This window comes from Paenibacillus massiliensis 2301065 = DSM 16942, from assembly GCF_000377505.1.
Lineage (GTDB): Bacteria > Bacillota > Bacilli > Paenibacillales > Paenibacillaceae > Paenibacillus > Paenibacillus massiliensis.
This window is the reverse complement of record NZ_KB898190.1, coordinates 249897-267950: the sequence shown is the minus strand read 5'-3', so window position 1 is coordinate 267950 and position 18054 is coordinate 249897. Positions and strand designations below refer to the sequence as shown.

Sequence of the window (18054 nt, the reverse complement as noted above, 5' to 3'; positions counted from 1 at the left end):
TTCCAGTAAGACTGGAATGTATGAATGCGTTAACTTTGTAGGGATTTTAACCCATTTATGTTGGATATCGTTGAAAGAAGCTATATATTTTCATATAATTGAGCCATAAGACCTAGTTTTTATCTTCGAATTAGGGATTAAATAAGTCGAAAGGAGGAGGTGGGATGAAAATAGAGCAACTGTCACTTCCTAGACAACTGGATATGGTGTTTAAAGAATTGGATGAGGAGCTGTCAGGATTGACATCTGGTATCGTGTTTGTGCAGATTCGCAATAATGTGATTGGCAAATTCGGAATCAAGCATCATCCAATTGGTTGTCGAACAGATGAGCTGGATGCTGCCCTGTCAGGATTAACAGCTCAGCAGCGTACAACGTTTCGGAGTCTGGCCCTTGATGCCTTGAAGCTGAAGCGTAGCTGGACCCATGGGGAGATCTCGTACGAGTTCGCGGTAATGCAAGGTAAGATTGTAGTAGACACAACGCTGGAGTCCAACTATAACATGGCTAATCTGATGATTCGTTATCCCAGAAATACATATTCAGGAGCGAATTCGGAATCATCTTAATCATAGGCAGCCATCCAGATCAGCATTGTGCGAGTAGTAATGTGCAATTAGCAAAAGGTATTGAAGGTTATATTACTCAAAGAAGCGGCCTCCTTAGGAGACCGCTTAGCTGTATTTCTGCACTATTCTTATTTGCCTTGTCCCGACAATTGCTGCTCGGCGATTTGTACCAGCTTCTTGGTGATATAACCACCCAGGGAGCCTGCTTCACGGGAAGGCATGTTACCGTAATAGCCGTCTGCTGGAATCGTAATCCCCAGCTCTTGTGCAGCCTCGTATTTCAGCTGCTGCAGAGATGCATTGGCTTGAGGTACGATAAGATTATTACTACGGTTACGTCTGCCTTGTTGTTGTGTAGATCCGTACATCGTTGTCACCTCCTTCGGCTTTGGTAAGGATAGTATGTGACATCATTATGAATCTATTCGCCGAAGGAGAGGTTATTAGGAAGGTAATTTATGGTTGCAAAATCTGGATGCTGGAGGTCAGTCGAACAGTCTCGTCAGGAGTAATACGAATGAGACCCGTGAAATCATCCCGCTTGCTCAGATTAGGAGCATCTGGTAGCCAGGTATAAGGCTCAATGCATAGATACTGCTCACATTCACCTTTAGTATACAGCACCCAGTGCTTGAAGTAGCTCTCATCCACCGTATAACGAACTGTATAACCATCATTCCGAACCAGATTCGCCACGGCAGGCCCCGGAGCAGCTCGAAGAGCTGTGTCCAGATTCGTACCTTGCAACGGGAGTGCATCTGTGAGACAAGCTAGGTTCCCGAGCTCTTGGAGCTCGCCGGTAGGAAGCAACTGCTCATCCAGACCGTAGAGACCGCTGACGGGTAGCTGGAGCTGCCAACGTTCAGGCTGACCGTCAAGCAAGAACCAGGTATGGTAACCTACGCCGAAAGGAGCGTTATGCTCCCCTAAGTTAGTGACCTCCAGTGTCTGCGTGAACATATTCCCCTGTAGTCGATAGCTCATCTGCAGCCGCAGAGGAATCGGGAATTGCTCAAGCCAATGCGGATCATTTGCAGTCAGCAATTCCGACGTCAATGTACATCCGTCTTCGTCTTCTTCAATGTCGGTTACGCACCAGGCTTGCTTGCGATGAAGCCCGTGAATATGATTGTGGTTATCGGTATTTTGATCGAATTGATATGCAATTCCTTCATAAGTGAAGCGGCCTTGACGAATGCGTCCTGGAGGAACAAGCAGTGGAACGCCGAAATGGTAGGGCTTCTGTTGAAATAAGGACAAATCCTGTTCTTCAGGTCTACGTACAACCTCGCGTCCACTGAGGGTATCCTGGACAGAGATGGCCTGATTTCCCAGCCGCGGCAGTACCGTGACTTCCAGCTCTTCGCTATGTAAGACGTACGTGTCGTAACCATTCCAATGTCCTTTGGTCACTTGTTTCATATCCATGCTCCTTTGTTCACTTTTGATCGGATAATGATTGCAATATACATTCTTATGATAACATGTTATTTGACATTCAGGTGAACTGGAATTATCATACTGTTAAGTAAAAGAGACAGTCAAATGATACTGTCCCGCATACCGCTGAATACGATGACAAGGAAGAGTAAGCAATCCAGACTCTCTACAGAAAGCCGATGGTTGATGTGAATCGGCGGGAGAGGAATGCCGAATGGACCTTGGAGTTTCCGACAGAACCCAAGCTTACGTTGTTTGCTTGTCAGTATGAAGGAACGACTGTTCCCCGTTACAGGAACCTGAAGGCTGGTCTTCTATTCTTGGTGATTTCCGTGCTGTTCAACAGAACAGCTCTCGGGCCATAGTCAGAGACAGCGAATTAGGGTGGTACCACGGTCTCGCGTCCCTTGGGGATGTGGGGCCTTTTTTGCGTTCGCTAGGGAGACTCAGTGGAATTGCAGATCATATCGGAAATAGGAGGAGTGTAATTATGAAAACAGTGCTCTCAGGTATTCAGCCCAGCGGTCAACTGACCCTTGGCAACTACATCGGGGCTATGAAGAATTTTGTGGCCTTACAGCATGAGCATCAGTGTTATTTCATGGTTGTGGACTTGCACGCCATTACTGTCCAGCAGGAGCCAGCCAAGCTGCGGGAGCAATCAGAGGCTGTAGCTGCGTTGTATCTGGCTGCTGGCATTGACCCAGTGAAATCCAGTGTGTTCATCCAATCCCATGTGCCACAGCATGCAGAGCTCGGATGGATTCTGACGACGTTGACTAATATGGGTGAGCTGGAGCGGATGACGCAGTTCAAGGACAAGTCGGAAGGGAAGGAATCAGTCGGTGCGGGACTCTTCGTATACCCTGCACTGATGGCTGCTGATATTCTGATCTATAATGCGGATCTCGTACCCGTAGGCGAGGATCAAAAGCAGCATCTGGAGCTGACCCGTGATCTGGCAGGACGTTTTAATCACAGATTCGGGGAGTTCTTCACCATTCCAGAGCCTTATATTCCTGAGGTTGGGGCTAGAATCATGTCACTGGATGATGGCTCGAAGAAAATGAGTAAGAGCAATCCTAACCCAGGCAGCTATATTGCATTGCTGGATGAGCCGTCCGTCATTCGTAAGAAAATCAGTCGGGCAACTACGGATTCGGGAAGCGACGTCCGTTATGATCCTGCCAACAAGCCTGAGGTCAGCAATCTGATGAGTATTTATAGTCAATGCTCTGGATTGTCGCTATCCGAGGTGGAGAGAAGATTCGAGGGGCAGATGTATGGCGCCTTCAAAAAAGAGCTTGCTGAGGCCGTGCTTAGCGTCATCGAGCCACTGCAACAGCGTTATCGAGACATTCGTGAATCCGGAGAGTTGACCCGTGTTCTCTCCCAATCCGCTGAAAGAGCGCAGGAGGCAGCTGAGCGTACTTTGACTGAGGTAAGGCATCGGATGGGCTTTTTGCCTAGATAAAGCTAGCTCGTCGCAAGTGAGCTAGCTATAAAATCCGGCCATAGCATAGGCTTCCGTAAGCTAAACTCAGTAGTTTAAACTCTGTAGGAGTAGGATAAACTCGTAGGACATGCTTCTTTGGGCCAGTCCCTCTTTGTACACTAGCCTTCAATGCATGAAGGTGCAATAGCTGCATCTTATGTATTAGATACACCAAAAAGAGGGGCCCTTATGGGCTCCTCTTTTTGGCTATGGATACAGCATGGCTGAGCAAATAGATCTTGAACAAAGAGAGCGGTTACCCAAACCATATCGCATAAGCGTACTATTAAAGCTTGCAGCGGCTGCACCCATAGGGGGCGTGGTACTAGGCTCGATTGCGCTTGGCTTTGACGACGAAGCCCCAGCCAATATTTCCTACAGACAGCAAACCAAGCAGAAGAGCCAGCCAGATCGAATGGCTGATCGCAACAGCGGAAGCGGTCAATAGTACGATGGAAGAAGCTGCGAACCACATGGACAGAGACTTACTCATGGCAAAAACCTCCATAATTGAATATGATCATTTCAGGAATAAGCAACCGGGTCTGAGCCATACTAAGCTTGCAAGCTTGCAAGGAACTTCATTCACAAGACTGAAAGGAGATTCAAATATGGCAGGACGTAATCGTTCAAACAATCTGGTTGTTCAACAAGCTAACAGTGCCATTCAGCAATTGAAATATGAGGCTGCGCAGGAGCTTGGAATTACAATTCCAGCAGACGGCTACTATGGCAACATGCCATCTCGTGAAGCTGGCTCCCTGGGTGGATATATTACCAAAAAGCTGGTACAGCAGGCAGAAGCTTCGCTGGCAGGTACTTCAGCAGGCCAGACAGGACTGTAAGACTCGACTTTCAGCAATACCTGCATGAATGAAAGTCCGGAGCGTAAGTGCTCCGGCTTTTTCTCGTCATGGCTAGACGGAATTTAACCGTTTCCTTTATTTTTTAAGTATTCCTTCTTGTATTGTGAATCAAACGCCACTATTTCGTCAAGAGTACGCTTACATAGTAACACTGGAATGGGACGTTTGTGCCTCTGTCGAGCGGAAGTATTTCGAAAATTTAAGGCATGAGTGTCAGTTATCGTGTCACTCATGCCCATTATTCAGGTTGGAACTGTAACGGATGCTCTAATAGCGTTCCTTGCCAACTGCAATATTGTGATTCGTTCGAGTATAACCAAGAGACTGTCTAGTTCATGTGAGGGGACAGTCTTTTTTGCATTTTCTCGTCACTTAGCCAGCCGACATAGGTGTGAAGTGTCTCGAAGTTGCGATCCATAGCAATGACTGCTACGAACGGATACTGCTTTCGGTGCCGATAACGAACATCGGTCCAACGAACAATATATCCCCAAGCAAATTCTTCTACATCCGCCACAGCATACGAGGAGAAATACAAGAAGGAACGAATGTCACTGTGCTGGGTGGAGACTTCCACAGCTGCGTGCGTAGAGGACTTGGCGCGTCGATTCCAATTCAGCTCACCGTTCTCATAGATGCCGAGCTCATAGCTGCCATTACGTGATGCCTTCACGACATGCCATTTGTTCCAGGACATCGTTGGAATTAGAGAATAGGTGTCTCCCTCCTTGTATCCAGCATCCAGCTGCTGTACTTGCTGTCTCCCCAGCCGATGATTCCACACTCTCCATATATAATAGAAGATGAGCAGTCCATATAGCGCCGTGAACAGAGGGGCAGGTGGCAATAATTGCAGTGCCCAAAGTACAATTGCGACGACATGACTTCCGAAGATGAATGGGTCAAAAATATGAATGATGTCCCAGGAAATCCATTTACGGCTGAAGGGACGCAGAGCCTGTGTACCATAGGTGTTGAATAAATCGGTGAAGACATGCAGACATACGGCGATCCCAGTCCACAGGGCTACGTGCCATATGGCGGCTTCTCTGAACAGTAACATAATCAATGCCGTAATCAGGAACGTCCATATGGCCAGAAAGGGAAGAGAGTGAGATAATCCGCGGTGATTGCGTATATAGGCTGCATTCCCCCTCATTCTTAGTACGGTATCGAAATCGGGCGCCTGCGATCCGAGCACAGTAGCGAGCATAACAGCTCCAGCAGTGACGGGATCGGCTGCAACTACTGGATCAATATAGGCAAGACCTGCCAGACCGAAGCCAATGGCAAAATGTGTTGCTGTATCCACACGACAACAGCTCCTTTTCATGTCTCTAAAATTGGAAATGTACGATCTTTGTCAAACTCTTTGGCAAATAATTGTGATAAAATTTATATCGGAGGCAGAAAACCTCCATTTTTTTCTGACTGATAATGAAGGGGGCATGATCCAACGTGAATAATATACAATATAAGACTCAATCGGACGCTGCCGCAGTTACAGTAGGTCGTAAGCCACCTGGTGCTGAGGCAGGTACCTGGAAGGATTTTATTACAGTTACCAAGCCTGGTATCCTGCGTACCAATATGGTTGCAGCCTTCGGTGGATTTTGGCTGGCTTCCGGCTGGAACGTCGACTACATGAAAATGCTTTTTACACTAATCGGAACCGCACTTATTATGGCTTCCTCCTGCGTGTTTAACAACTATTTTGACCGTGAGCTGGATATGAAGATGGAGCGCACACGCAAGCGTTCATTACCAACAGGCCGTCTCAAGCCGACTACTGTGCTGATCTACGCTATTGTTTTGGGAATTGTAGGCCTATCCGTCTTGTTCTTGCTATCCGGGCCACTAGCTGGTTTACTGGGTATGCTAGGTATGTTCGTGTACGTAGTAATCTATACCCTATGGCTTAAACGTACCTCGACATGGAGTACATCCATTGGAGGCATCTCTGGTGCTATGCCGCCAGTCATCGGTTACGTAGCTGCTTCTGGTCAGATTGACCTAGGTGCATGGTTGCTGTTTGCTCTGTTGTTCTTGTGGCAGCCCCCTCACTTCTGGGCTCTTGCCATCCGAAGAGTGGAGGAGTACCGTGCCGCCGGCTTCCCGCTCCTGCCAGTGGTCAAAGGCATTGAGCGCACCAAGTGGCAGACGCTTCCTTACATTATACTACTGATTCCTGTACCCATTCTGATGTATGTGTACAACTATACCGGCCTTGTATTCATGATTGCGACCTTGCTTTTATCCCTGCTATGGCTGTATTTTGCTCTGAAGGGCTTCAAAGCAAAGGACACGGATGCATGGGCCAAAAAAGTATTCTTCTTCTCCATTAACTACTTGACGATCAGCTTCCTGTTGATGATCTTCGATACGGTGCATAAGTAATTGTGAGCTGTCATCGTTATGATCGTCATTCATTTCTCATCATCAAATACGTGATATGAACTCCGCAGCCTTGCGGAGTTTTTTGTATTTAGAAGAAATTAATCCAGTACCGCTGGATAGACGATAAATTCATCCAAGCCAGCTTTTTCAAGCTGTGCAATGACATACTCATCAGGTGTGCCTTCGACACCGGCATAGCCTCTTCGGGTATACATATGCGTGGCATCGGGAAAAGAGTCGCTTAGCACACCACGGATTTTTTTGCCTGAGCTGTCATTATCCAGAAAGAGATAGACCTCGTCATGTCGTGCTTCCTTTCGCAGATGCTCCAGCTTGACCGTATTCAGTGTGCCAAAGGTACAGAGAATGGTTACCTCGGGCGTTAGCAGGCGTCTAAGCTTGCTGCGGTCATTTTTGCCTTCCACAATGATGGTTACTGACAATGGATTCACCTCTAATCGCTAGGCGTAGGATATGAATTCCCCGGGAAATGATGAGGGCTCAGGTCTAGTGTAGCAATAATGACAAATAAGATGCAAAAAGCAGCAAAAGAAAAATATCTATCGACGTACTTTCACAGGAGACAAACCACGTTGGGATGAGGTTTTTCTTTGCGAACATCGAATTGTTCAGCTCTATTGAAAGCTAATAACGCTCAAACCTATATTGGATTATCTAAAAAAAGAACCGCGAACTCCACTGGAGCTCCCGGTCCCTTTTGCTATTGACTCAATTTGAATTCAATTCGAATCGGAGTAGATTAGATCCAGAAAGTACGCAGAATAATGACCAGCAACACATACAATACCAGAATTGTTCCTGTAGATGTCCAGACACCGCCGTACATTGGACCACAAGGGTTACAGTTACTCATGTGCTGTACCTCGCTTTCGTGGGGATTTCTTATGTTTTAAGTTGTTTGCTGACTACAATGTATGATATGTGCCCCAGGGACAGATCTCCTGTGCATTCGCCTTATATTGTATAAATAGGCGACTGGCTCAGATAGTTCAGGAGCCATTCGTGGAGAGTGGAGGTACAGGGGTAGGGCGGCGCAAGGGCAGAAAGAGCAGGCCACATGTCATGATCAGAAAGGCTAGGAAGAAAGGCGAGTGTTGATCACGAAGCTGACCCGCCACGACCGGTCCAATGAAGGAGCCAACAGATACAACAATGGAATGCAGGGCGAAGATTCTGCCAAGACGGTTGCCACCCAACCGAATGAACAAAGCAGCCATGGCTGGAAAGATGATTCCTTTGGCTGTGCCAAGTACGAACAAGACTGGAACCAACGAGCTATCGGCGAAGGCTGCCATATAAAAGAAACAAAGCGCCATCAGAAGCATGCCGCTAACTAATCTGAGCAAGGGAGAATAGTTATTCAGGAATAGCATGCTTAACGTAACCAGGCCGCCCAGACTAATGACCGAGAACAGAAGCCCTGTTGACAGGATGGATTCCGTCCCTGCATTACGGAGCGGAAGCTCATAGAATAAGATTCCTTGAGCACAGGCGATCACTAACGGCAGAAGAAAGTACCGCCAATTCGGTAGTGGGGTATCTGTGTCCTTCTCCTGCGCAAGTGTCGTATGCACCTGTGAGGATTTGGGCAGGGTGAAATAAGCCATGATCCCGGTAAGGATCAGAATGATGCCAAGCGAGCTGAAGGTGCTCTGAAAGCCAAGGCTGGCTACTATAAATGCACCGGCAGCTGGTGAGATGACGGAAGCAAGGGTGTGTATGACTCCGTGACCAGACATATATTTTCCTTGGGTGACAGGATCGTCAGATAGACGGGCCAATAGTGTCATACAGGCGGGAGACAAGAAAGCCAGTACAAAACCACTGCATGCACGGAGCACCAGCAGCTCCCAAGGGGAGTTGACAAATGCCTGTAGCACCAAAATAAAGCCTGCTGCTGTCAAGCTGAACATAATATATCTTCGGCTGCCGTGGCGATCGACACCCGGCCCTGCGAGCAGATTACCAGGAAGATGTGTCAGGGAGTAGATACCCATCATCCAGCCAATGAAGGTAGGGGCGGCTCCCAAGGAAATGGCAAAGGGAGTAAGAATCGGGTATTGGGCATGCAGATCGAAGAAGGCGATGAACAGGAACAGATACAACCACAAGGCAGTTTTCACTCAGGTTTCCACTCCTTTGTACGGGCTCTTTGTAGAGCCTACTCCACTTGGGACAGACATAGACCTTTTTTTGAAATATTACAGTACGTCTATCTTGTTATTGGGGTGAAATGTCTACCATCTCCTCGTGCTATATTCCTTTGAAAGTGCCATGCAGGGCAAGCTGACAGGGAAATAGTGAATCATGTATAATGATAGAGTGCATGAGGCTTGCTAGCCTTGTGGAATATTTGCTAAGCTGAAGCGGGAGTGTCATGAATATGGATATGAATGTATGGATTGAATTTATCAAGCAGAACTGGCTGGTGATTCTAATCGCGCTAGTGGTGCTGCTTGTTGTGCTGAATGTAGTCAAGACCGTCTTGAAATGGCTTATTGTCATTGTCATTGTAGCTGGTTTGTTAATCTACAGTGGTATATCGATGGATCAGATTCAAGAGGCCGTCATGAGTGTAAAAGATGAGGCGGTGGAGACCATGAAATCGGAAGCGGTCAAGGTTATGGCGCAGGAAGCCAAGGAAGCGAAGTATACCTCCAATGGAGACGAGGGCTTTACGATTACGAGTCCAAATCTGGAGGTTACAGGGACAGCTGGCAGCGATAAAGTGAAGGTATCCTTCAAGGGTGTGCCACTCGGGGAGTGGAGTGTCAGTGATACCGTCGCTACCTTTATAGATCAGGCCAAGAGCAGCTCGCCCTAAGCTGGGTTGAGCTCTCACTGACTGAACGCTGTAGCCTGAAGCAGGGAGGTAGAGATGGAGCAAGATTGGCTTGAGAATTTGACGTCATGGAATTGGAATGGGGTAACCGTTGCGCTAATCGTTGTGGTGGTAATATCCCTACTGCAGGGCTGGCGTAGAGGGGCATCCAGATCTGCTGGAGCACTCTTCAATCTGATCGTAGATGGTGTAATAACGGTTGCGGGTATTCTTGGCGCTTTCGGGCTTGCTGCTTGGCTATCTCCTATCGTGCAGAGCTGGCTCGCCGATTATATGACTGTGTTGAACGAACGCGACACGAGCACTAGCAGCTTCCGGGATATGATGGAGGCTGTGCTTCAGGTGGTGGAGATGTTCCCGCTGCTGCGCTTTGCTCTGTTGTTCCTTCTCAGCTATATTATCGTTATGTCGCTGTTACGGGGAATCTATGCGTTAGTCATGGGGCGAGATAAGGATTCGACCTCTCATACAACGGGGGCATCCAGCTTTCTGGGGAGATTATCTGGTGCAGGCATTGGTGTAGTCATCGGTGCAGCGCGCGCCATGATGCTCATTGCAGTGCTGTTCATTGGCGTCAGTCTTTACCCAAGTAGTTCCTTCAGTAGCTATGTACAGGCCTCTCCAATCTACAGCAAGGGTGCCCAGACGGTAGTGGCTCCGCTGACTGGAGGCTTCATCAAGGATAAGCTGCCGGTATTGACCCAGGCTGTAACGAAGGAATTCAGTGACATTCTACGACAGAAATATGAGATTATTGATCGTAGCATTCCTGCTGATATTGAAGGGGCTGCGGCTGAGCTTGTCCGTGGAGCTTCAGGGGATGAGGAGAAGGCCCGAAGGCTGTATGATTGGGTAGGCAGCAGAATTGCGTATGATTACGATAAAGTGGAGGCTTATGAGCAGCGAGGGGAATGGCGCGAGCAGACTCCACGCGATACTTTTGACACCCGAAGGGGTGTATGTATTGACTATGCCCGCCTGTACGCAGTGATGGCAAGATCACAGGGGCTGCAGGTGAAGGTTGTGACGGGGCTAGGTTATAATGGAGCAGGGGGCTATGGGCCTCATGCCTGGAATGAAGTGTACATTGCCGAGCAGGAAGCATGGATTCCGCTGGATGCTACATGGGCACAGAGTGGCAACTGGTTCAATCCATCAGGCTTTGCACAGACACACATTCCAGATGAGTACGCAGACACTGCAATCACCAATTGAGTGCGAAAGGCATTCAGGTAGTTAGGAAGGAGAGAGACCGGACACATGATGAGAAAGACAGATCACGGGCAGAATCAGGACACGGCGGCAACCGCTCGTAAACGATTCAGCTTCCGGATCAACCTTTTCTTCTTTAGTGCATTTTTGATATTCACCGTAATTATTGTTAGATTGGCTATTTTGCAGTTCGTTGAGGGGCCGCAGTTAAGAGAGGAAGAGACAGGTAGTATTACGAAGAACGTGCCGCTACCTCCTGTTCGGGGAACCATCTATGATTCAACAGGCACGAATAAGCTGGCTTATTCGACACCCGTTCAGTCTCTCTATATCACGCTGGCTAAAAACTATAGTGATAGTGCGGAGAATATCCGAGATGATGACAAGAAGCTATTGCCTGAGCTAGAGCAGATGTCAGAGAAGCTGGCTGACAGCTTCGCTAAATATGGCGATTCCAAGGCACCTAAGTTGACTGCGGCCGAGATTCTGGATTTGATGGACCGGAATTATCGTAAATATAGCGGATTTACGCCTCGTCTAATCAAGGCGGAGCTGACGGAGCAGGAGACAGCTTACTTCATGCAGCACAAGGACGAGTTCCCAGGTGTGGAGGTCGTCGAGGAGAGTATTCGTCATTATGATCCAGATACCGTAGCTGTACAAGCGATCGGTTACATTAACAAGTACAAGGGCGCGCGAACCTCGCTCGATAAATATAAGGATATTGAAGCCAACATGTCGCAGCAGCAAAATCCAGGATTGGTCTATATGGACAATGAGACCGTTGGTTTTGATGGTCTGGAGCTGCAATATCAGGATGAGCTACGGGGAGAGAACGGCTATAAGACCGTCCCGGTGGATCTGCGAAATATGCCCCAGGGCGTAGAGTCAATCACGCCACCTAAGAAGGGGCACGACATCATCTCGACCATCAATAAGGAAATCCAGCTCAAGACAGAAGATGCTATTATGGATCAGCTTCGTTGGCTGCATTCTAATCGTGTGTCAGGCCGCACGCATCCGTACGCACAGACGGGCTTTGCTGTAGCGATGGAAGTCGATACCGGTAATGTCGTGGCGATGGCCAGTATGCCGGATTACGATACGAACTACTGGCAATCAGGCAGTATCTCGACAGAAAATTACAAGAAGGTACAGTATGTGTATCAGAACGGTACGATCCGCGCTTTCTTATCAGGCCAAAAGGGCTCTCACCCTGAATCCGTTGTTTTGTTGGGTTCAACAGTGAAGCCACTGTCCGTGCTGATCGGCTTGCAGGAGGGGCTGATCACGACCTCAACCTATTATCAGGACCGTGGTGCGGCTTATTTCGGTCGGAATGATTCCTCACGTGTACGTAACTCCTCAGGACACGTGTACGGGGGACTTTACCCAGATACGGCTATCAAGAACTCCTCCAACGCCTTTATGGTTGATCTGATCGGTGAGGGACTATATAACAAATACCGTAATGATGCCGAGAAGGATCAAGGGGTCAAGGTCTGGGATAATTACATGGAGCAATTCGGACTTGGAGTACCGACTGGAGTAGATTTGCCTCGTGAATATGCGGGTCGGAAGGAATATTACAGTCAGAGTAACGAGAGTAATCTGTCGAAGCTGGCCTATGCTTCCTTTGGCCAGCAAGGGAAGTATACGACGATGCAGCTGGCACAATACACAGTCATGCTGGCGAACCGTGGAAAACGCATGGAGCCGCATATGGTCAGTCAGATCAAGGACCATGAAGGCAATATCGTGAAGAAGTTCGAGCCTAAGGTACTCAATGAAGTCGATTTCCCGAAGGCTTATTGGGATGAGATCATTCGGGGGATGGCAACGAATGTGGCTGCTTTTAACGACTTCCCCTATGATTATGCCCGTAAGACAGGAACCTCTGAGCAGAGCGTTGGCGGCAAGCTCGTGGACAACGGGGTATTTATCGCCTTTGCTCCACGTCAGAATCCGAAGCTTGCGGTCGCTGTGATGATTCCAGAGGGCGGCTTCGGAGCGACCAGTGCGGGACCGGTTGCACGCAAGATTTTCGACGCATACGATGAAGTGTACGGTCTGGATGGTGTTCCAAAGAAGCAAAAGAATGCGGAAGACGGCAATGCCAACAATAGTAGTGATACTAATCCTTAATTTAGCTGTTGTATCGAGAGGTAGGACCTCCCCCTGTATTAACGGGTGGGGGTCTTTTTTCGTATGTTTAGGTAGGCTGGTTATTACTGCTAACCCATTTAATGTACACTGTTTCCGGCGCAACAGAACTAATTTTTATTTTCCAATAGCATATTGAAACATGTCATGCCCATATACTTTGCTATCAAGCCAATACAAATGGTTGTCTTATTCATTGGCCCGAAAGGTGGAAAATGGTTTGTCGGATCCTTTTGTAGTCAGATCATTAGATGAGATACGTTTTTGGTCGCGCATAATGAAAGAACATTCCTTATTTCTTCGACTTGGGTTTCGGTGTGAGGACACGCAGTTAATTAATGAGGCTAATCAATTTCATACAATCTTTGAGGATATTGAAAGAAGAGCACATTCTTTTCAAGAAGATGCTGATCCCCAAGTAATTAGACAGTTTAATTCAGAAGTTCACAAAGCCGCTTCATATATTTGGGCATTTAAGAGAAAGGTACTTGGGCTTATACTAAGTTGCCAACTTCCTGGGGGAACCAACTTTCCTTTGCTTGTAGATCATGTTAGCCGAGAAGCAAATTATTTCAGAAATCGGTTAGAAGAGCTCAATAGCGGGAGACTTGAACCATTACCTGATGCGATTATTGATGAAAATGTCTTTTTCCTGAAAATCATGGCTGACCACGCAAAATTTATAGGTCATCTGCTTGATCCATCTGAGCGAAAATTAGTGGAACAAGCAAGGGAATTCAGCCAAGATTTTGATACGCTGATGTTTCAAGCCATTGACCTAAGTTCCATGCGCCCACAATCGCAGACCCATCCATTACTAAGTCAATTTGTTGATGAGAACCGCGTCTCGGTCAAATCATTGCGAGATTTTAAGAAGACTGCGCGCGACTTAATTGAGGAGTGTCGAATCAAAAGTATCATTCATCCTCTATTAGCAGATCATGTTTTTCGTGAAGCTGAACGATTCTTATTTATTCTTGATATGTTCGATCGGTCATTGTCTGGCATGAAGGTAGACAAGAGAGAGATCATGATGTGAGGTAGGTATCTAGATGGATGTTTAAGCACCCTTTGAGGTGCTTTTTCTATTGCCCATAATGTGACGAAATACGATCTGTTCTGATCGCCCTTCCTGATGAATTACAGGATCAACACAAATCATTGAACATTTACATCACCTCATTCATAGCATGTAGCAGTTCGATAAAGAGAGGGGGTTAACTGATGGAAATACCAATAACAGGGTTTATTGTGCATTCCGATGATTCAGATTCCAAACATTCGCATAAGCTTTTTATTACTTCGTGGGAAGGTAGAGCAGTTAATCTTCACGTGCATCCATTTAAAGGGGATACATCATTTGATATGGGGCACTACCACCATTACGTTGGAGTAACAGAGCCAGCTCCAAGTGGTGTTCCGCATGTTCATCATTATTATGCAGAAACATCATTTAACAATCAGCATTTACACACCATCAGAGGAACAACAGGACCAGCCATTCGCTTGTCAGGCGGTGGACATTATCACCATTTCGAAGGGTATACAACGGTGAATGGTAGAATTCCCCACGCTCATAGGTACAGTGGAAATACTGGAGATGAGGAAGAGTACCGTAATTAATTTTCCAAACAAACAACTGTAACACTGACGGGCAGCTACTGGCTCGTCTTTTCTTGTTGAAAGGGCCGGATACTTCGCTGCAATCTCTGCATTTGTTGTGCAAGGAGTCTGCAGAGATTCGGTAGCGTATTCAAGCCGGTCCCATGACCGGTGGTCTGGATAGGCTCGTCCAAAAGCATCGAGTCTTTGCTTCGGTTGAGATCGCTTAGCCTACTTGGTAAAAGAAGTGGTATCTGGATTGTCACCAGTTGACCGGTAAGCTGTGGTAACATTGGAATATCTCTGTGCTACAGGAGGATTTGGCATAATGAAGTTGAGTAAGATTGAGAAGTCCGGAGTGACTACAGCAGAGAGGAAGCGCTTTACCTTCCGGCTAAATGTGTTTTTCTTCTGCTCCTTCCTACTATTCACTGTCCTTATCGTTCGACTATCTGTGCTACAGTTTTTGGAGGCCGACGAGCTCAAGGAAGAAGTAGCTTATTCCAGTACCCGAAACGTTCCATTCTCGCCGATTAGAGGCGTAATCTATGATGCTACTGGCAAGAATAAGTTAGCTTATTCGACACCTATCCAATCACTCTATGTCACGCTCCAGAAGGATTATAGCGACAAGACCGAAGCCCTACGCGAAGAAGAGAACAGGCTCTTGCCTGAACTTGAGCAATTCACGGAGGAGCTGGCAGACAAATTTGCCGAATACGGTGATCCTGATGGAGAGAAGCTGGATGCGGCGGAGATCATGAACCGACTGGATCGTAATTATGTAGTAGAGCGTGGATTCACTCCACGGCTGGTGAAGGTGGGGTTAAGCTCGGAGGAGATTGCCTATTTTCTACAGCATAAGGATCAGTATCCAGGAATTGATATTATCGAGGAAAGCCAGCGTCAGTACGATCCCGATACTGTGGCGGTCCAGACCATTGGCTATATTCGTACCTATCAGAACGCACGCACGAATGTTGATAAATATAAGGAGATTCATGACAATCAGAATGCCCAGCTCAATCCTGGTCTGGTCTATCGGGAGAGTGAGACAGTCGGTTATGATGGCTTGGAGCTACAGTATCAGGATGAGCTGCGTGGCTTGAACGGATACAAGACAATCTCCATCAATCCACGCTACCTGCCTGATGGGGTCGTGTCTGTGACACCGCCCCGCAAGGGCTATGATGTCTACTCTACCATTCATAAGGATATCCAGATGGCCACAGAGCAGGCGATAACGGATCAGCTAAGAAAGCTTCAGTCTTCTCCGAAGACTCGGGAAGCTACTACTGGCTATGCCGTGGCAATGGAGGTCGATACCGGACACATCGTGGCGATGGCGAGCATGCCGGATTATGATGCCAACGTCTGGAAGACAGGCGGAACGTCGCCAGAGGATTGGAAGAAGATTCAATATACGTATCGCAACGGGACCATCTCCCCGGTCCGTCCGAATCGTCCGGGTCAGCATCCCGAGTCTGTCCTGCTGTTAGGCTCCACCATTAAGCCACTCACGGTGCTGATCGGGCTGAAGGAGAAGTTCTTCACTACAGGAGATCGTTATTTCGATAACGGTTCGGCTTTCTACGGACGCAACGACTCCTCCAGAGTTGGTAACTCGGGAGGAAGTGCCCATGGTTCTTTAAGTCCGGCACGAGCCATTCAAGTCTCATCCAATACGTTCATGGTGGATATGATCGGGAAGAGACTCAATAGCCGTTATGGAGCGGAAGCTATCGACATATGGGACCGTTATATGAAGCAATTTGGGCTAGGGGTCTCGACAGGTGTAGACCTGCCAAGGGAGTATCTGGGTAGACTTGAGTATAAAGAAGAAGAAACCAATGAAAGTGTATTGACACGTATGGTGCAAGGCTCTTTTGGTCAGCAGGGCAAATATACGACACTTCAGCTCGCGCAGTATACAGCGACACTTGCCAATAGGGGCAAGCGGATGGAGCCTCAGCTGGTCAGTCATATTAAAGACAGTGAGGGTAATATCGTGCGTGAGATCAAGCCCAAGGTGCTGAATGAGGTAGAATTCGAACAAGCCCACTGGGACGAGGTCATTCGGGGGATGGCGACCAATGTCTCTGCCTTTAGCGACTTCCCGTATGATTTTGCCCGTAAGACAGGTACCTCACAGCAAAGCGTAGGCGGACGTATCAAGGATAACGGGGTATTCATCGCGTTTGCTCCCCGTAACAATCCAAAGCTGGCCGTGGCTGTAGTTGTACCTGAGGGTGGCTTTGGCTCGACGAGTGCAGCTCCGATTGCTCGCAAGATATTCGACGCATACGATCAGGTCTACGGACTTGACGGTGTGCCGAAAGGCAACAGGGCTGCCACCGATGAGGGTAGTGGCAATAACTGAACCCGAAGAAATCACTCGTCTGGAATGGGGAGCGCAACCTCTATCTTTTCCAATGAGTGATTTTTTTATTTGTTGCATTGGAGCTGTGAAAAAGTGGCTACTCGCGGTAGCGTTTGAATCAAACAAGCTCGCTCAAGTCTCCATTTGGACATGATGCTGTAGCCCTTGCTGCGTGATAGTGGTAAAATGTCGTTGGGTAAATGCCCTGATAAAGTAGAGAAGAAGCATCACCACAAGCGTGTAGAATCGTGATGCACAGAGGAGGAGCTTCATGGGAGACTATAAGTATAAATTGCTGGCCTTGGATATGGATGGTACATTGCTGAACGACAATCATGAAATTTCACTGGAGACGACGAACTGGATTCACCGTGCGATCAAAGAGGGAATTCACGTCTGTCTGTCTACAGGACGGGCCGCCATGCATGCACTGCCTTATGCTCAGGAACTTGGCCTGGAGACGCCGATGGTTACTGTGAATGGCAGTGAGGTATGGAAATCTCCTCATGAGCTGTGGAGACGATCCTTGCTGGATGTAGAGCTGGTTCGCAAGATGCGAGAGATCGCACTTGAGCATGATTCCTGGTATTGGGCCTATAGCACGAAGGAGCTCTATAACGCCGAGCGTTGGCCAGAATCGCTGGACAGCTTGGAGTGGCTTAAATTCGGATACAATACAAGTGATGATGATAAGCGCCATAGCATCTTGATGAAGTTGCAGGATCTTGGTGGACTTCAAATTACGAATTCATCTCCTGTTAATCTGGAGATTAACCCTGGAGGAATTAGCAAGGCAACAGGCATTCAGGAGGTATGCGACCTGCTGGGGATCACGATGCAGGAAGTCGTTGCTGTTGGTGATAGCCTTAATGATCTGGCTGTCATTCAGGCAGCTGGTCTGGGTGTGGCTATGGGCAATGCTCAGGAGACAGTGAAGCAGGCTGCTGATGTAGTGGTAGCGAGTAATAATGATGATGGCATTGTCGAGGTAATCCGCAAGTATATTCTCGTCTAATCGTTTTTGATCTTACATTGATCTTACAATACATCTATAAGTTATCTTATAC

Annotated in this window: 18 protein-coding genes and 1 other annotated feature; of the genes, 11 read left to right on the top strand and 7 right to left on the bottom strand. The window is 47.7% G+C overall.

Annotated elements, in window-relative coordinates; genetic code table 11:
- Nucleotides 1-164 precede the first annotated feature (164 nt).
- Nucleotides 165-569 carry a hypothetical protein gene (locus D328_RS0113900; RefSeq protein WP_018885634.1) on the top strand — a complete coding sequence of 135 codons (405 nt, stop codon included), beginning with the start codon at nucleotides 165-167 and terminating at the stop codon, nucleotides 567-569.
- A gap of 128 nt (nucleotides 570-697) precedes the next feature.
- Here D328_RS0113900 and D328_RS0113895 read toward each other — a convergent pair whose 3' ends face one another.
- Nucleotides 698-937: an alpha/beta-type small acid-soluble spore protein gene (locus D328_RS0113895; protein WP_018885633.1), complete on the bottom strand. Its 240-nt coding sequence runs from the start codon at nucleotides 935-937 to the stop codon at nucleotides 698-700.
- 88 nt (nucleotides 938-1025) lie between these two features.
- Nucleotides 1026-1991: an aldose 1-epimerase gene (locus tag D328_RS0113890; protein ID WP_018885632.1), complete on the bottom strand. Its 966-nt coding sequence runs from the start codon at nucleotides 1989-1991 to the stop codon at nucleotides 1026-1028.
- Between the two features lie 144 nt (nucleotides 1992-2135).
- Nucleotides 2136-2420 (top strand) — a binding site (T-box leader).
- 79 nt (nucleotides 2421-2499) lie between these two features.
- Between D328_RS0113890 and trpS the strand changes: the two genes are divergently transcribed.
- The gene (gene trpS / locus D328_RS0113880; protein WP_018885630.1) at nucleotides 2500-3483 is read left to right on the top strand and encodes a tryptophan--tRNA ligase; all 984 of its coding nucleotides are present in this window, start codon (nucleotides 2500-2502) and stop codon (nucleotides 3481-3483) included.
- Between the two features lie 346 nt (nucleotides 3484-3829).
- Here the strand turns inward: trpS and D328_RS31250 are convergent, their stop codons facing one another.
- Nucleotides 3830-3997, bottom strand: coding sequence for a hypothetical protein (locus D328_RS31250; protein WP_018885629.1), 168 nt, complete (start codon nucleotides 3995-3997; stop codon nucleotides 3830-3832).
- A 118-nt stretch (nucleotides 3998-4115) separates the two neighbouring features.
- Between D328_RS31250 and D328_RS0113870 the strand changes: the two genes are divergently transcribed.
- Nucleotides 4116-4349 carry an alpha/beta-type small acid-soluble spore protein gene (locus tag D328_RS0113870; RefSeq protein WP_025680214.1) on the top strand — a complete coding sequence of 78 codons (234 nt, stop codon included), beginning with the start codon at nucleotides 4116-4118 and terminating at the stop codon, nucleotides 4347-4349.
- A 349-nt stretch (nucleotides 4350-4698) separates the two neighbouring features.
- On the opposite strand, the gene D328_RS0113865 is transcribed toward D328_RS0113870, so the two are convergent.
- On the bottom strand, nucleotides 4699-5682 hold the full coding sequence (locus tag D328_RS0113865) for a metal-dependent hydrolase (protein ID WP_018885627.1): 984 nt from the start codon (nucleotides 5680-5682) through the stop codon (nucleotides 4699-4701).
- 146 nt (nucleotides 5683-5828) lie between these two features.
- Here D328_RS0113865 and cyoE point away from each other — a divergent pair, with 146 nt between their 5' ends.
- The gene (gene cyoE, locus D328_RS0113860; protein WP_018885626.1) at nucleotides 5829-6767 is read left to right on the top strand and encodes a heme o synthase; all 939 of its coding nucleotides are present in this window, start codon (nucleotides 5829-5831) and stop codon (nucleotides 6765-6767) included.
- A gap of 98 nt (nucleotides 6768-6865) precedes the next feature.
- On the opposite strand, the gene D328_RS0113855 is transcribed toward cyoE, so the two are convergent.
- From D328_RS0113855 to D328_RS0113850, 3 genes are all read right to left on the bottom strand, one after another.
- Nucleotides 6866-7210: a toprim domain-containing protein gene (locus D328_RS0113855; protein ID WP_018885625.1), complete on the bottom strand. Its 345-nt coding sequence runs from the start codon at nucleotides 7208-7210 to the stop codon at nucleotides 6866-6868.
- Between the two features lie 317 nt (nucleotides 7211-7527).
- A complete protein-coding gene (locus tag D328_RS31535) occupies nucleotides 7528-7614 on the bottom strand; it encodes a YjcZ family sporulation protein (protein WP_231505463.1) in 87 nt (28 codons plus the stop codon).
- A 163-nt stretch (nucleotides 7615-7777) separates the two neighbouring features.
- Entirely contained in the window at nucleotides 7778-8911 is a 1134-nt protein-coding gene (locus tag D328_RS0113850; RefSeq protein ID WP_018885624.1) for an MFS transporter, read from the bottom strand.
- Between the two features lie 260 nt (nucleotides 8912-9171).
- On the opposite strand from D328_RS0113850, the gene D328_RS0113845 reads away from it, so the two are divergent.
- From D328_RS0113845 to D328_RS0113815, 7 genes are all read left to right on the top strand, one after another.
- Complete coding sequence (locus D328_RS0113845; RefSeq protein ID WP_018885623.1) at nucleotides 9172-9612, top strand: hypothetical protein; 441 nt, start codon at nucleotides 9172-9174, stop codon at nucleotides 9610-9612.
- A 54-nt stretch (nucleotides 9613-9666) separates the two neighbouring features.
- Nucleotides 9667-10845 (top strand): transglutaminase domain-containing protein, encoded by a 1179-nt coding sequence (locus D328_RS0113840; protein WP_018885622.1) that lies wholly within the window; start codon nucleotides 9667-9669, stop codon nucleotides 10843-10845.
- A gap of 48 nt (nucleotides 10846-10893) precedes the next feature.
- The gene (locus tag D328_RS0113835; RefSeq protein ID WP_026281175.1) at nucleotides 10894-12987 is read left to right on the top strand and encodes a peptidoglycan D,D-transpeptidase FtsI family protein; all 2094 of its coding nucleotides are present in this window, start codon (nucleotides 10894-10896) and stop codon (nucleotides 12985-12987) included.
- 238 nt (nucleotides 12988-13225) lie between these two features.
- Entirely contained in the window at nucleotides 13226-14044 is an 819-nt protein-coding gene (locus D328_RS0113830) for a DUF2935 domain-containing protein (RefSeq protein ID WP_018885620.1), read from the top strand.
- A 185-nt stretch (nucleotides 14045-14229) separates the two neighbouring features.
- Nucleotides 14230-14628, top strand: coding sequence for a YmaF family protein (locus D328_RS0113825; protein ID WP_018885619.1), 399 nt, complete (start codon nucleotides 14230-14232; stop codon nucleotides 14626-14628).
- A gap of 307 nt (nucleotides 14629-14935) precedes the next feature.
- Nucleotides 14936-16987 carry a peptidoglycan D,D-transpeptidase FtsI family protein gene (locus D328_RS0113820; RefSeq protein WP_018885618.1) on the top strand — a complete coding sequence of 684 codons (2052 nt, stop codon included), beginning with the start codon at nucleotides 14936-14938 and terminating at the stop codon, nucleotides 16985-16987.
- 271 nt (nucleotides 16988-17258) lie between these two features.
- Nucleotides 17259-18002, top strand: a complete 744-nt coding sequence (locus D328_RS0113815) for an HAD family hydrolase (protein ID WP_018885617.1) — start codon at nucleotides 17259-17261, stop codon at nucleotides 18000-18002.
- Nucleotides 18003-18054: the final 52 nt, after the last annotated feature.

Coding starts and splice junctions, on each gene's coding strand:
- D328_RS0113900 (WP_018885634.1), top strand. CDS start 165: ATGAAAATAGAGCAACTGTCACTTCCTAGACAACTGGATATGGTGTTT.
- D328_RS0113895 (WP_018885633.1), bottom strand. CDS start 937: ATGTACGGATCTACACAACAACAAGGCAGACGTAACCGTAGTAATAAT.
- D328_RS0113890 (WP_018885632.1), bottom strand. CDS start 1,991: ATGAAACAAGTGACCAAAGGACATTGGAATGGTTACGACACGTACGTC.
- trpS (WP_018885630.1), top strand. CDS start 2,500: ATGAAAACAGTGCTCTCAGGTATTCAGCCCAGCGGTCAACTGACCCTT.
- D328_RS31250 (WP_018885629.1), bottom strand. CDS start 3,997: ATGAGTAAGTCTCTGTCCATGTGGTTCGCAGCTTCTTCCATCGTACTA.
- D328_RS0113870 (WP_025680214.1), top strand. CDS start 4,116: ATGGCAGGACGTAATCGTTCAAACAATCTGGTTGTTCAACAAGCTAAC.
- D328_RS31535 (WP_231505463.1), bottom strand. CDS start 7,614: ATGTACGGCGGTGTCTGGACATCTACAGGAACAATTCTGGTATTGTAT.
- D328_RS0113845 (WP_018885623.1), top strand. CDS start 9,172: ATGGATATGAATGTATGGATTGAATTTATCAAGCAGAACTGGCTGGTG.
- D328_RS0113840 (WP_018885622.1), top strand. CDS start 9,667: ATGGAGCAAGATTGGCTTGAGAATTTGACGTCATGGAATTGGAATGGG.
- D328_RS0113835 (WP_026281175.1), top strand. CDS start 10,894: ATGAGAAAGACAGATCACGGGCAGAATCAGGACACGGCGGCAACCGCT.
- D328_RS0113825 (WP_018885619.1), top strand. CDS start 14,230: ATGGAAATACCAATAACAGGGTTTATTGTGCATTCCGATGATTCAGAT.
- D328_RS0113820 (WP_018885618.1), top strand. CDS start 14,936: ATGAAGTTGAGTAAGATTGAGAAGTCCGGAGTGACTACAGCAGAGAGG.
- D328_RS0113815 (WP_018885617.1), top strand. CDS start 17,259: ATGGGAGACTATAAGTATAAATTGCTGGCCTTGGATATGGATGGTACA.